The organism is Marinobacter sp. LV10R510-11A (assembly GCF_900215155.1).
Classification (GTDB): Bacteria; Pseudomonadota; Gammaproteobacteria; order Pseudomonadales; family Oleiphilaceae; genus Marinobacter.
Map to the genome: position 1 here is coordinate 2,843,024 of NZ_LT907980.1, position 13,235 is coordinate 2,856,258.

Annotated in this window: 13 protein-coding genes; 7 read left to right on the top strand and 6 right to left on the bottom strand. The window is 53.0% G+C overall.

Annotated features, from left to right (window positions below):
- The first annotated feature begins 67 nt into the window (after positions 1-67).
- A complete protein-coding gene (locus CPH80_RS13605) occupies positions 68-1,036 on the top strand; it encodes an MBL fold metallo-hydrolase (RefSeq protein WP_096278594.1) in 969 nt (322 codons plus the stop codon).
- Positions 1,033-1,776, top strand: a complete 744-nt coding sequence (nfsA, locus tag CPH80_RS13610) for an oxygen-insensitive NADPH nitroreductase (protein WP_227520158.1) — start codon at positions 1,033-1,035, stop codon at positions 1,774-1,776. The genes CPH80_RS13605 and nfsA overlap by 4 nt, the downstream gene beginning before the upstream one ends.
- Before the next feature lie 15 nt (positions 1,777-1,791).
- Here nfsA and CPH80_RS13615 read toward each other — a convergent pair whose 3' ends face one another.
- The gene (locus CPH80_RS13615; protein ID WP_096278596.1) at positions 1,792-2,547 is read right to left on the bottom strand and encodes a putative 4-mercaptohistidine N1-methyltransferase; all 756 of its coding nucleotides are present in this window, start codon (positions 2,545-2,547) and stop codon (positions 1,792-1,794) included.
- A gap of 170 nt (positions 2,548-2,717) precedes the next feature.
- Here CPH80_RS13615 and CPH80_RS13620 point away from each other — a divergent pair, with 170 nt between their 5' ends.
- The 5 genes from CPH80_RS13620 to CPH80_RS13640 all read left to right on the top strand — a co-directional run bounded on the left by CPH80_RS13620 (position 2,718) and on the right by CPH80_RS13640 (position 7,538).
- A complete protein-coding gene (locus CPH80_RS13620; protein WP_096278598.1) occupies positions 2,718-3,710 on the top strand; it encodes an LLM class flavin-dependent oxidoreductase in 993 nt (330 codons plus the stop codon).
- 6 nt (positions 3,711-3,716) lie between these two features.
- Entirely contained in the window at positions 3,717-4,247 is a 531-nt protein-coding gene (locus CPH80_RS13625) for a YqiA/YcfP family alpha/beta fold hydrolase (protein ID WP_096278600.1), read from the top strand.
- A 107-nt stretch (positions 4,248-4,354) separates the two neighbouring features.
- Entirely contained in the window at positions 4,355-5,386 is a 1,032-nt protein-coding gene (gene dctP, locus CPH80_RS13630) for a TRAP transporter substrate-binding protein DctP (RefSeq protein WP_096278602.1), read from the top strand.
- A gap of 170 nt (positions 5,387-5,556) precedes the next feature.
- On the top strand, positions 5,557-6,189 hold the full coding sequence (locus tag CPH80_RS13635; protein ID WP_096278604.1) for a TRAP transporter small permease: 633 nt from the start codon (positions 5,557-5,559) through the stop codon (positions 6,187-6,189).
- Between the two features lie 65 nt (positions 6,190-6,254).
- Complete coding sequence (locus tag CPH80_RS13640; RefSeq protein WP_096278606.1) at positions 6,255-7,538, top strand: TRAP transporter large permease; 1,284 nt, start codon at positions 6,255-6,257, stop codon at positions 7,536-7,538.
- A gap of 107 nt (positions 7,539-7,645) precedes the next feature.
- Here the strand turns inward: CPH80_RS13640 and dctP (CPH80_RS13645) are convergent, their stop codons facing one another.
- The 5 genes from dctP (CPH80_RS13645) to CPH80_RS13665 all read right to left on the bottom strand — a co-directional run bounded on the left by dctP (CPH80_RS13645) (position 7,646) and on the right by CPH80_RS13665 (position 13,185).
- On the bottom strand, positions 7,646-8,662 hold the full coding sequence (dctP, locus tag CPH80_RS13645; protein ID WP_096278608.1) for a TRAP transporter substrate-binding protein DctP: 1,017 nt from the start codon (positions 8,660-8,662) through the stop codon (positions 7,646-7,648).
- Positions 8,663-9,341: 679 nt separating this feature from the next.
- Complete coding sequence (locus tag CPH80_RS13650) at positions 9,342-10,388, bottom strand: TRAP transporter substrate-binding protein (RefSeq protein ID WP_413772270.1); 1,047 nt, start codon at positions 10,386-10,388, stop codon at positions 9,342-9,344.
- Positions 10,389-10,570: 182 nt separating this feature from the next.
- Positions 10,571-12,247, bottom strand: a complete 1,677-nt coding sequence (locus CPH80_RS13655) for a methyl-accepting chemotaxis protein (protein ID WP_096278610.1) — start codon at positions 12,245-12,247, stop codon at positions 10,571-10,573.
- Positions 12,248-12,332: 85 nt separating this feature from the next.
- On the bottom strand, positions 12,333-12,536 hold the full coding sequence (locus tag CPH80_RS13660) for a DUF3565 domain-containing protein (protein ID WP_096278611.1): 204 nt from the start codon (positions 12,534-12,536) through the stop codon (positions 12,333-12,335).
- A gap of 10 nt (positions 12,537-12,546) precedes the next feature.
- Positions 12,547-13,185: a cation transporter gene (locus tag CPH80_RS13665; protein ID WP_096278613.1), complete on the bottom strand. Its 639-nt coding sequence runs from the start codon at positions 13,183-13,185 to the stop codon at positions 12,547-12,549.
- Positions 13,186-13,235 lie beyond the last annotated feature (50 nt).

Below are 13,235 nucleotides of genomic sequence, written 5' to 3' on the forward strand. Positions count from 1 at the left end.
GCTCATCCGCCCGTAAGCGTTCAGCATTCCCATTAAAATAAGTTTTAACCAAAACAGGAGTGTTCTAATGAAACACCGTTTGCAGGTTATCCACCGCTCATTGGGCCTGATGGCTCTGACAGGCACCCTACTTTCCGGCACCGTCATGGCGGCTGCACCCATGGCCGAAAAGCAGGCGCCGGGTTACTATCGCATGGTGCTGGGCAGCTTCGAGGTTACAGCCCTGTCTGACGGCACCGTCAAGTTGCCGGTTGACGACTTGCTGCTGAACACCACCAGGGAGCATGTCCACGAAAGGCTCGCAGACAACTACCTCTCTGCTCCGCTGTCTACCTCCGTCAACGGATACCTCATCAACACGGGTGACAAACTGGTACTGATCGATACCGGAGCCGGCAGTCTGTTTGGCCCTACCCTCGGCAACCTCGTGGACAATCTGAAGGCTTCCGGTTACGAGCCGCGCCAGGTGGATGCAATCTACATTACCCATATGCACCCCGACCACGTTGGCGGCCTGATTTCCGATGGCAAGATCGTCTTTCCCAACGCCACGATCCGGGCCAATCAGGTCGATGCGAACTACTGGCTGAGTGAGGAAAACCTGAATGCAGCAGAGAAGAACGCAAAAGGTTTCTTCCAGGGCGCCATGGCATCCCTGAATCCCTATGTCAAAGCCGGTCAGTTCGAAGCGTTTGAAGGCAACAGTCAAATTCTGACAGGCATTTCAACCGTCGAAGCCAAGGGCCATACCCCGGGCCACACGATGTATAAAGTGGAGAGCGAGGGCAACATACTGATGCTATGGGGTGACCTGATCCACGTCGCCGCTGTTCAGTTCCTGGAACCGGATATTGCCATCCAGTTCGACTCGAACAGTGAAAACGCTGTCAGGGAGCGGGTGGACGAATTTGAACATGCCGCAGACGTGGGCTACCTGGTAGGCTCGGCGCACTTGTCTTTCCCGGGCCTGGGTCACGTTAAGGAAGCCGGTAAAGGATACGAGTTCATTCCTGCAAACTACGAAACTGGCGAATGACCATGAACCCGACCATTAACCTACTGAAATCCCATCGCTCCATCCGAAAATTCACCGACCAGAAGATTCCCCGCGAGTTGTTCGTGGAGCTCATCCGTGCCGGACAGAGTGCGGCCACGTCCAGTCATGTTCAGGCCTATTCCGTGATCCGCGTGGTCAATCCGGAAAACCGTCAAAAGATTGCAGAGCTCGCCGGCGGGCAGACGTACATTGCCGAATGCTCGGATTTTCTGGTGTTCTGCGCTGATATGAAACGCTCCACGGGAGCAGCAGAAAGGGCTGGTGCAGACGTCGTTCGCGGCATGACAGAGCAACTGGTGGTCGCCAGTGTCGACACCGCACTGATGGCTCAGAATGTTGCCATTGCCGCTGAATCCGAAGGCTTGGGGCTTTGCTACATTGGCGGCATCCGGAATAATCCTGCCGAAATCAGCGAGATTCTCCACCTGCCTGAGCACGTGTACCCGGTGTTCGGGATGTGCCTCGGTTACCCTGACCAGAACCCGGAGGTTAAACCCCGGCTGCCAGCAGAAACCATTCTCAAGGAAGACTATTACCAAGACGAACAGGATGAAGCCCAGATAGCGGACTTCGACGAGACCATGAACAAGTACTACCTGGAGCGCACCGGCGGCAACAAGGACACAAACTGGTCAGAGCAACTGAAGCCCCTGTTCACCAGCAAACTGCGCCCGCACATGAAAAACTTTCTGCAGGCAAAGGGCTTCAAAATGCAGTGAGCTGCCCCGCGACACTCAGGTGCTGACTTTCTGCCAAACGGTCAGCTCCGAAAGACTGTGCTGAAACTTGTTGCGGGTCTCGCGAATTACAAACGGTAGACTACGCGGCTCGCCCAAAATGCGGAAGTGAGGTGCGAGCATGTCCCGCAGGCCATCCAGCGTTGTGTAATCTTCGCCATTCTGCTGAAATCCTCCAACCCACTCCTCTTTGGGAGTGTATTCCTCAAGCCAGGTATAAGGCGACGCAATGACCAGCAAACCGCCATCATTGATCCGCTCGTGTATCGTTGTCAGGAAGGTCGACGGCTTATACAGGCGGTCAATCAGGTTGGCCGCGAGCACCAGATCGTAACCGCTGAACTGAGGTTTCAGGTCGCAGGCGTCGCCCTGATGGAAAGCCACTTTCTCCACGGTTTGGTCCAGCCCCAGATACGCTAATGTGCGCTCATGGTAGCTCACCAGCTCTCCTTCCTCCGGGCGCGCATAACGGACAAGTTTCTGTTCCGCCATTTCCACACATGTGTGGATAAAGCTGGCCGAGAAATCGATCCCATCCACATGCTCGAACTGCCTCGCCAGCTCGAATGTGGACCGACCACATGCACAGCCGATATCCAGCGCCCTACCCATGGCTCGACCATTCATGGCATCAATACACGCCAGCGCCAGTTCCTTCGGGAAATTCGACTCCCCATGCCACTGCTCTCCGAAATGAAATTCGCAATATTGGGCAAGCGTAGTATCGTTTTCATAATAATCGCTCGGTCGCATTTACTCAGCCTCCAAAGGCACATGTAGGAACTTCATCATACAACGGAAAACCACCGGCAGAAGAATCGAAGCTCTTCCGGCTCAAGATCTGACGGCAAAGGTTGAAACTCTTGCGCTCAAGCTCCATATCTTCGGGTACATCCGACCACAGGGCGCAATCCGGGAGCACCATGAACAACCATTTTGACTACTCACTGCTAGAACTCGCTTCAGTTCGTGAAGGCGATTCCGTGGGCGCCACCTTGGCAAACAGCGTGGCCTATGCCCAGCATGCCGAAAAACTCGGCTTCAAACGGTTTTGGCTGGCCGAACACCATAATATGGAAGGCATCAGCAGCTCCGCGACCTCGGTGCTGATTGGCCATATTGCTGGCAATACCCAGACGATTCGGGTGGGTTCCGGTGGCGTCATGCTTCCCAACCACCCGCCATTGGTGACCGCCGAGCAGTTCGGCACTTTGGAAAGCATTTACCCGGGTCGCATTGATCTGGGGCTTGGCCGCGCACCCGGCACCGACCCCATAACCGCTCGCGCACTGCGCCGAGATGGCATGGGGGCGGAACAGTTCCCAGAAGACGTCGCACAGCTGCAAGCTCTACTCGCACCACTGCGGCCCGGCCAAGCCGTTAAAGCCATTCCCGGCGCTGGCACCAACGTGCCTGTGTGGTTGCTCGGCTCAAGCCTCTACAGCGCACAGCTTGCGGCCATGCGTGGCCTACCCTATGCATTCGCCGGGCACTTCGCTCCACGCCTGTATCGCGAAGCGATACAGGTCTACAGAGACAACTTTCAGCCCTCAGAGCAACTCAAGCAGCCGTACACCATTCTGGCGGTTCCTGCTGTGCCGGCAGACTCTGTGGAAGAGGCGGAGTATCTGGCAACCACCAGTTACCAACGTATTCTGGCGCTTTTCAAGGGCCAGCCACTCTGGATGAAACCTCCGGTGACATCCATGGACGGTCTCTGGAACGCGGGTGAGCAAGCAACTGTGAAGGATTTCCTGGGGCTTCAGCTACTCGGCGATGCGAAAGCCATCAAGAGTCAACTTAATGAACTGCTTGCCAGCGTGACGGTGGATGAGCTTATGTTCACGATAGACATCTATGACCCTGAAAAGCGCCGTCATGCTCTGAATATACTCGAAGAAACTCAGCGAGGCTGATGCACGATGAAAACGGAAACGACACATATTTTTCTCTCCCATGGCCTCGAGAGCGGCCCTGGCAGCACCAAAATCCAAGCCCTGAAAGCCGTGGCAGAGACGTTCGATAACGTTCAGACATATGCGGTTGACCACCGGAGCAGCAAAGACCCCACGGTTCGTCTTGCACAAATGAATGATGCGATTGCGGCCAGCGGCGCGGCCCCGGAAAATATCATCCTTGCCGGTTCTAGCATGGGCGGCTGGGTGTGTGCTCAGATCAGCGCACAAACACCGGTTTTGGGGTGCTTCCTACTGGCACCGGCACTCGCGCTGCCCGATTACCCTGAATCCAGCCCTCGCATTCAGGCTCAGCACGTACAGATTATCCACGGCTGGGATGACGACGTTGTGCCCGTGATGCCAGTGATGGAGCTTGCTCGTCAGCAGGCGCTTTCGGCGCTGATGTTGCCCGATGGCCACCGACTTGAGAATAGCCTCGACACAGTGGTAGAGGAATTCAGAGCCTTCCTTTCCAGAACAGGTATCGATAAATAACCAGAGTCAGTTAAAAAAGATCTTTTTCTTGCTAAAACCGGCAAGTTTTGCCAGCTTTTGCGTATAAATCAGCTATACACTAATGATGGTGCGAAGGAATATAGACAATGAACACAATAAAAAAAATCATCAGGCGGTCGGTGATTTCCGTTTTTATACTCGGGATAGTCACGGCAACCAATCTCGCAAATGCCGCGACATGGCGCTACGCACACGAGGAGAACAAAGGCGATGTGCAGGATGTATACGCCCAGAGGTTCAAGGAATACATCGAAAAAAACTCTGATCACACCCTTCAGATATATCGCTTTGGCGAACTTGGGGAATCTGATGACATCATGGAACAGACCAAGGCCGGTATTCTGAACTTTGTTAACCAGTCGCCTGGCTTTACCGGCGCGCAGATTCCGGAAGCTCAGATCTTTTTCATTCCATACCTCATGCCCACGGACCTCAACATGGTTCTCGAGTTCTTCCGCAACAGTACGGCCATCAACGAAGACTTCCCAAAGCTGTACGCTGATAACGGCCTGAAGCTTCTGAACATGTACCCGGAAGGCGAAATGGTCATCACAGTTGACGAAGCCTTCACATCGCCAGAAGGCCTGGAAAATAAAAAAATGCGGGTTATGACTAATCCTTTACTATCGGCAACCTACTCAGCCTTCGGCGCTATCCCCGTGCCACTGCCTACCGGTGAGGTATACGGAGCCCTGCAAACCAGCATGATCAACGGTCAAGAAAATCCAATTTTCTGGATTGAATCCGAAAAGCTCTATGAGGTTTCTCCAAACCTGGTCTACACAAGCCACGGTTGGTTCACCACGGCCGCAATAGCCAACAAGAGCTTTTACGACGGATTACCCGGCGGTGATAAGACACTGATCCAAGAGGCAGCAGACTACGCCTTCGAGAAGGTCGCTGTTCACATTACAGGCCTTGCGGGCCAAGCCCTTGAAAGGATCAAAAAGATCAGTGACAAGGTGACGGTTACCCGTTTGAATGACACTCAAATTGGAGCGTTTAAAGCTCGAGCACCCAACGTTGAAGAGGAATTCATTAAAATGACGGGGGATAGCGGCAAGGAGCTGCTTCGGCAATTCAAAAAGGATCTGAAAAACGTACAGAATCAGCACTAACGAACCTGATAAAATGCAAGTTGGCGAAGGTTGCTCGATGCCTGTACTCTCATAATACGTACAAGCCGAACCACGGGGCTACTTGTTTAAACCCTAGGTACGGTTTCCTTAGCGGCGCGGCCCGGTCTTAATGGCAGCGCTAATGGCCGTCTAACAAAACGGGACGAGACATGGACGAAACGGATCAAGCCAATCAGAAAAACAATCCACTCCAACACAATGCTTTCCTTTCGGCACTCAACTCCATAGACAAGGGCCTCGGCTGGATCGAAAAGACAATCATCTCCACCAGCGTTCTGCTGATGGCACTGCTAATGAGTGCACACGTGGTAGGGGGCCTCCTTTTTAATAGAGGGATTCCGGGCACCTACGAGGTCACTGAAATGCTCATTATCGTGATCACCTTCGTGGGCGTCGGCTATGCAGCACGCTGTGCGCGACACATTCGCATGTCCGCGATTTACGACATGCTGAGTGAACGTCCCCGCAAGGTTCTAATGATTATCCTCAGCATTGTCACTGCCGTTTTGATGTTCTATTTTGCGTATAAGTCAGCCCAGTACGACATAGCCTTGTATGGACGCGGCCGTGTCAGCTCATCTCTGAATATACCCCTGTGGACAGTCAACTTGGCGCTGCCCATTGGCTTCACACTCGCCGGAATCCAGTATGTTCTGGTGACACTCCGAAATCTTTTCAGCGAAGGTATTTATCGCTCGTTTACCGAGAAGGAAGAGTTTAACGAGCTACCACTGGATGATAGTGGTGAGAGCCATGTGTCCGACGACCCTATGGGCCCCTGACGGTCTCATTGCTACTCGCAGGCATTTATTTTAAGCGCACAATAGGCTGATTTCGGGGGAAAACAATGCTGACTCTACTAATAATAACCATGGTAGTGCTGCTGTTGATGGGGTTTCCAATGATGGTACCCCTAGCTGTTGGTACGTTGTTCATGATGTTTACGGGCATGACGTTTTTCGGTCCGGACCAGGCCATCAGCTGGATGGTTTCAGGTGTCGGTAGCTGGGTGCTGGCTGCTGTCCCTATGTTTATTTTTGCTGCCGACATTCTTACCAAAGGTCATACCGCCAACCGGCTTCTTGATGTAGTTGATTCCTTCACCAGGCATATACGCGGTGGCCTGCCAATAACAACTGCAGCCTCTTGCGCATTGTTTGGGGCAGTGTCGGGCTCAACCCAGGCGACGGTTGTGGCGATGGGTGGACCAATGCGCCCGCGGCTACTTGCCAAAGGCTATTCAGACAGCTTTGCACTGGCCTTGATAATCAACGCCAGTGATATCGCATTGTTAATACCACCAAGCATCGGGTTTATCATCTACGGCGTGGTGATGAAGGCCTCTATCGGCGACCTATTCCTTGCCGGGATTTTGCCGGGCCTCCTTATTCTCCTTATGTTCTCGCTCTACTGTTATGTCGGTGCCCGCATCAAGGGAATCGAGGCTGACCCCCGCGCATCTTGGGGCGAGCGATGGCTCGCTCTGCGTAAAGCTATCCTGCCGATGGGCTTCCCAGTGATTGTTGTTGGCGGTATCTACGGCGGATATTTCAGCGCCGTCGAGGCCTCTGCGGTTGCTGTCGCTTATGCATTGCTGCTGGAAGTCGTTATCTATCGTAAGGTTTCCATTCGCGAGCTCCCGGGCTTGGCCTTGTCTACGGGCATGATTACCGCGGTGGTTTTCATTTTGGTGTCTATCGGGGCAGCATTTTCTCAGGCCCTTGGCACGGCGGGTATACCTGAACAGCTTCTCGGGCCAGTCATTGAGAGCGTAGGCGACAGCCAGACTCTTGCTCTGATTCTGATTGCTGCAGCGTTCTTTGTTGGCTGCATGTTTGTCGACCCTATCGTGGTTATCCTGATTCTTGTGCCTATCTTCAAGCCTCTGGTGCAGTCCACAGGGCTGGACCCGATACACGTGGGGGTTATCGTAACGTTGCAGGCCGCCATTGGTTCGGCAACGCCACCCTTTGGCTGCGACATCTTCACTGCAATCGCCGTCTTCCGCCGGCCTTATATCGAAGTAATCCGTGGCACGCCGCCGTTTATTTTCATTCTGCTGCTAGCCACCGTCGTGCTCATACTGTTCCCGGAGATCTCGTTGTTCCTGCCGTCGCTCGGTGGTGATTAGCGCTGCACTTAGAGTTGATGCCACAAAAAAACCCGGCCTACTTTCAGGCCGGGTTTTTTCATTCAAGGCTTCAATCGTTTATAGAAGCCAGCACTTCACGCTCTGGACTAAGACGCGGTGTCACCGTATGCCTTCAATAGAATATCCAGAGACTTCTTGGCGTTCTCGCCTACCTCGTCAATAAATGTCTGACGAACTGGCTTCACCATTTCACGGAACTTCTCACGCTGCTCTTCTGTCAGCTCAATGATCTTGATGTCACTCTTGGACTTGATGGTATCCAGACGTGTTTCGTTAAACTCGCTCTGGATCTCATGACCCGTCTCTACCAGCTCACCGGTCACATCCTTGATCATCTTACGCTGTTCGTCAGAAAGCCCTTCGTACCAGTCGAGGTTGCCCATCATCGTGGCCACGAACTGCGCTTGCTTGGCAAAGATCATGTAGTCCTGAACTTCGTAGAAGCCCATTTCCTCGTGCGCAAACACCGGCTGGATATTGCCATCGGCCTGACCCTGCTGCAGTGCGCTGTAGAGCTCGCCGTAAGCGATAGTGATCGGAGATGCACCGTACGCCTGATACGTTGAGCGTAACAGACTGTTGTCCATTACCCGGATGCTCAAATTCTTCATATCCTCAGGCGACTCGATGGACTTATTCGTGGTCCATACCTGATAGCCTTCCGCCAGCTCCGCCAGTGGTACAAGCCCACGCTGGCGGAACGACTTCTGCCATGGCTCGCTTTCCAGGAACTCCGGGGAGTTGAGAACCTTAACGGCCTCAAGCTGGTCTGACGGCATAACGAAGTTCAGGCTGAGCAACTGGCTTTCGGGCACAGTGCCACCCAAGGCTCCCGAACCAAAACCTATCTGAAGAGAACCATTCTGTACGGCATCATAGAGCACTGAATAAGAGGAGCCCCACTTACCATAGGGAAGGAGCTGCACGGTCACGTCTCCGTCGCTCTTTTTCTCAATGGCTTCTTTGAACGCTTCAGCGTACTTGGCCTGAACACTACCCTCGATCTCCTCAAGGCCGAAGCGCCATGTTTCTGCGCTCACAGCAGTCGCTGCTGAGGCAAGGCCCACTGCTGTTGCAAGACACAATGTTTTATAGAACTTCATAAATACTCCTTCATGAAACCGGGATAATTGTTGTTAATACAGAACGTCGGCACGCTCCTGCTCGGCTGAGATATTGTTGCTCAGGGCAAAAAATACCCGACCCGCATTGCGGTAGCTCTCTCTCCATTTCCGTATCTCCATTGGCCTCTTGCACCCCGCCCATTGAAGGTTGGCCACTTTTAGTTTGTATTTTGGGCTTTTCTAAACCGCCTTCTGTCGGCGATTTTCTTGTGAGTCTTGCACTCACAAAATCTACACTTGTGTAACAATGGCAAAAGCTTCCACTCAAGGCAAGGAAGTCGTCTTATACCAACAGCCAGAAATCATTCTGGCAACTTGAGTATAGTAAGTTATCCGACGTGCGTTGTTTTTCTTGTACGTTCGGCCACCTGTTGCTCTAGGGTCACCGTCAACGTCTGTAACGCGTGTTGAGTGAACGCATAGTGCCGAAACGAAACAAGGACAACTGCCAAAGAAAACGCCAGCAAGCCCAGGCGGATTGAAAGGAAACCCTATGGCGTGCCATCTGTGTTAAAGAGTAGCGCAGCCTATTTAGGCTACAACTTTCGCCCTTCAGGTTCCGCGAAGTACTTGGCTTTAACCAAGCAATAGATTTGCAGGGGATGTTCTATCATGAAGGCGCCCCGGCTGCAGAAACAGCCGGGGCCACCGAGAGGTTTTATTCGCCAGCAATACTGTTTAGGTAAGCTTTATCTGAAATGTTGGTCCACTGACGAACCTGCTTCAGGTAACCAAGCTGAGAATCAATAATCTCTTTCGCCAGCTCGTCTTTGTCAGCGGCCTCTGCCAGCAACTTGTTGGTTGCCTCGCGCATCGCTTCGATAACTTCCGGCGGGAAGGTCTTGTGAGTGACTTCGGGATAATCTTCCTTCATCCGATCCCATGCTACACCGCTTTCGTGAGTGGTCTGAATGTACATGTCATAGGCGGCTGTGCGCATGGCTACTCGCAGAATTGCCTGCAAATCCTTTGGCAATTTGTTCCAAGATTTGTCGTTGATCAGGAACTGAACTTCCGCGCCTGGCTCCTGCCAGCCCGAATAGTAGTACTTCGCGATCTGGTGAAAGCCCATGGGGAAATCAAGAGCCGGCCCCACCCATTCAACCGCGTCGATCGTACCGCGCTCAAGCGCTGTGTATAGCTCTCCGGGAGGCAGGTTAGTTACTGCAACGCCGAGTTCAGACATAACTTCACCCGCAAACCCCGGGGTGCGCATTTTCAGACCCTTCAGGTCTGCTACGGTGTTGATTTCTTTGTTGAACCAACCGCCCATCTGGTTACCGGTATTACCACCCGGGAATGAAAGCAGGCCGTACGGCTCGTAGACCTTCTGCATCAGCTCCATGCCATCGTCATAATAGAACCAGGCATACATTTCTGGAGCAATCAGGCCAAAAGGGATCGTGGTAAAGTACATCGCATTCGGAATGGCGCCCTTATAATAATAAGAAGCGGTATGGCCCATGTCGTACTGACCATTGCGCACCATATCAAAAATGCCAAACGGCGCCTTGTGCTTATTCGCACTGTCGATACGGATTTTCAGGCGTCCGGCAGACATTTCTTCTGCCATCTCGGCCATATTCTCGGTGGTCTCACCAAGAATAGGCGAATTAGGACCCCAAGTTTGCGCAAGCCGAAGCGTATAGTTTTCTGCCGCTACGCTGAGCGAACTAACAGAGAACAACAGCGTCACCGCTGCCATTCTGAACAGACGAGTCATCATCGTTGGCACCATTTATCGTATTGTTTTGTTGCGTTTTTGTCGTTCGAACGACTGCAATATTAGCCCTTCATCAACTCTCACGCCAAGAAAGCCTGTGAAAAAGTTCCTGGCGTAAGGAGCTTCTTCATTGCGCCGCTCTCATCAGCTCGCCTTTTTGATCCTCAAACCTTAAACTGACTCACCAAGTCCCGCAGACTCTCACTGAGCCGGGCCAGTTCTTGGCTGGCTTCGTTAGTTTGGGTAACACCCGTATCACTACGCTGGGCCGCATCGACAATGCGCACCACGTTCTGGTTTACTTCTTCAGCCACTTGGCTTTGCTGCTCTGCCGCAGTGGCTATCTGGGTAACCTGGTCGTGAATTTGCCCGATTGATTTCTCGATTGTCGCTAGGGCACCCGTCGCGTGGTTAATGCGCTCAACTGTCTCTGAAGAACGATCCCGGGAACGGTTCATGCGCTCAACTGCTGAACGTGATTCGTTCACGAAGCCATCAATCATTTCCCGAATCTGCTCTGCGGACTCCGCGCTGCGCTTAGCGAGCTGACGCACTTCATCCGCAACTACAGAGAAACCGCGGCCATGATCGCCTGCCCGGGCGGCCTCTATCGCCGCATTCAGTGCGAGAAGGTTGGTCTGCTCGGTCACTGCCTGAATAACATCCAGAACCTTCTGAATGTCATCTGATTTTTCAGCCAAAGCATGAATACTGGAAGCGCTTTCCTGAATTTCCTCGGACAACTTATTTACCGCGCCCTGAGCACTGGCAATGGTTTCACCACCCTCTCGCGCCATGCGATCAGCATCCGATGCAGCACCTTCAACCTCGCTGGCGTTACCGGAAATTTGCTGGATGGTCGCTGCCATCTCATTAATCGCAGAGGCAATCTGGTCAGTTTCCGAGCCCTGTTCCTGCACCGATGCGCGGGTTTCATTGGCGACACGGCTCAGCTCTTCCGCAGCAGACGCCACCTGATCCGTCGTTGCGCCTACTTCCCGAATGGTCGACTGGATTTTTATAACGAAGGCGTTGAAACGACGGCCCAGCTCGGAAAGCTCATCGGAGCCCGCTTCCGGCAAGCGCTGGCGCAAATCACCCTCGCCATCAGCGATTTCCTGCATCAAATCGCTAACGGTCTTCAGTGGACGAGTTACCGTGCGGCCAACCAACACACCGATCAACAACGAGACAAACACCACAATAACGGTGACCAGCGAAATAAAGCCAAGAGTCGAAACGATATTTTCCTCGATCTCAACACGGGCCGCCGCAACCTTCTTGTCAATATCTGCAATGTACACGCCGGCACCGACCATCCAGTCCCACCCGGAGATAATGGTAGAGTATGAAAGCTTAGGTTCCTCGTTGCCAGATGCGGGGTTCATCCAATCGTAGCCGTAATACCCACTAGATTCCGCAGCATCGAACAGATTCGTTACCAGCCGCTTGAGCGTGGCATTATTGCTTGGCCCTTCTTTGGAAGGATCCGGAGCGTAGGCAAGGTTGTATACGTCACGTCTATATGCAAACACGTAGTTCGTCTTTTCAAAGCGAATAGCACGCAGGCGCGATGCTGCAGCGGCTTTCGCCTCGTCTTCAGAAAATTCGGGGTTATTTTTTGCTTCCACCACGACCGCTTCTGCAGCATCAATCAGGTTCTTCAACCCAGCTTTCCGGGCCTCCAAAAGGCTTGACTCGAGACGCTCTAGCTCTGCCAGCCCGTTGGTCTGGATCTGACTAACAGAAATCCAAGCGACCGTGGCCGCTGTAACGAGTACCGGAATCAGCACAGCCAAAAGTAAGCGGGTTCGTATGCGCAGGTTGTTCAGAAAATTCATGACTGCAGATCCTTGGGAAGGCGTTGTTTCAATATACTATCGGCCAAAGCCCGGGTATCTTGAATACGACGAAATTATTACCCAGTCAGAAATCTGGGGCAGCCCCATCATCACACTTGCGGCAATCAAGCTCAAAACCCAGCATGGCGCGCCGCCCCTCCTCGGTGGTTACCCAGGGCCGATTAACCCAAGGCGGGGTATGACGCACATGCTGATTGTGACCACAGGCCAGTCTGGCGACCCAGTGGTCTTCTTCATCTTTGTGATATCCAATGATCGGCTGCTTCATACCGCCTAAGTTAACTGACTAGGCTGCGTATGAAAATCGCGGGCCGCACAGGAAGCCCCTCCAGATGCCTGAGCAGATTCCATTTCAAGCGTTCAACACGCCCGGGCCAGTTGGCTGGAAGACTAATTTCCATCATCAAATTCGGGCCAACCTTGGCCATTTTTACCTGCTCTGGAACAATACCCACAGAGTTCAACGCTTCGTGAATTTCTTCGACAAACTCTGCTGAAGGCGTGGCCAACATTAGCTCCCGCACGGCGCCCACGGTCATCTTTACCGGTACGAGGATGAAGTAGACAGAGATGGCAATCATCATCATAGGGTCTGCATAAACCGACCAAGCCGCCCAAGCGCTTTGCTCCAACCACCAAGCAGCGCCAAACCCGATCAATACCGCGGCACTGAGTACCGTATCCATAAACCATTGCTGTTGTTCCGCAACAACTAGGCCCGAAGACTCTTCGCGCTCGGCCCATTTCAGGTACAACCACACAGCAAGACAGCCCACCACACTCACGGCGGCAAATATTAGCGCCTTGTCTGCACTTACAGCCCGCCCGCCCTCAAGCAGAGCGGCTAGAGCAAACAGGCCAGCTGCTACCGCAGACAAACTCAGCGCCATATTTTCCCGCGCTATAGACTTAAACATTTTGATCTCCCATGAATTACCGGCATATTATCGGCACACGTCATACAGCG

Bases quoted from the DNA above. Each gene is read 5' to 3' on its own strand.
- CPH80_RS13620 (WP_096278598.1), top strand. From the start codon at position 2,718: ATGAACAACCATTTTGACTACTCACTGCTAGAACTCGCTTCAGTTCGT.
- dctP (WP_096278602.1), top strand. From the start codon at position 4,355: ATGAACACAATAAAAAAAATCATCAGGCGGTCGGTGATTTCCGTTTTT.
- CPH80_RS13635 (WP_096278604.1), top strand. From the start codon at position 5,557: ATGGACGAAACGGATCAAGCCAATCAGAAAAACAATCCACTCCAACAC.
- dctP (WP_096278608.1), bottom strand. From the start codon at position 8,662: ATGAAGTTCTATAAAACATTGTGTCTTGCAACAGCAGTGGGCCTTGCC.
- CPH80_RS13665 (WP_096278613.1), bottom strand. From the start codon at position 13,185: ATGTTTAAGTCTATAGCGCGGGAAAATATGGCGCTGAGTTTGTCTGCG.
- CPH80_RS13615 (WP_096278596.1), bottom strand. From the start codon at position 2,547: ATGCGACCGAGCGATTATTATGAAAACGATACTACGCTTGCCCAATAT.
- nfsA (WP_227520158.1), top strand. From the start codon at position 1,033: ATGACCATGAACCCGACCATTAACCTACTGAAATCCCATCGCTCCATC.
- CPH80_RS13660 (WP_096278611.1), bottom strand. From the start codon at position 12,536: ATGAAGCAGCCGATCATTGGATATCACAAAGATGAAGAAGACCACTGG.
- CPH80_RS13640 (WP_096278606.1), top strand. From the start codon at position 6,255: ATGCTGACTCTACTAATAATAACCATGGTAGTGCTGCTGTTGATGGGG.
- CPH80_RS13650 (WP_413772270.1), bottom strand. From the start codon at position 10,388: ATGGCAGCGGTGACGCTGTTGTTCTCTGTTAGTTCGCTCAGCGTAGCG.
- CPH80_RS13655 (WP_096278610.1), bottom strand. From the start codon at position 12,247: ATGAATTTTCTGAACAACCTGCGCATACGAACCCGCTTACTTTTGGCT.
- CPH80_RS13625 (WP_096278600.1), top strand. From the start codon at position 3,717: ATGAAAACGGAAACGACACATATTTTTCTCTCCCATGGCCTCGAGAGC.
- CPH80_RS13605 (WP_096278594.1), top strand. From the start codon at position 68: ATGAAACACCGTTTGCAGGTTATCCACCGCTCATTGGGCCTGATGGCT.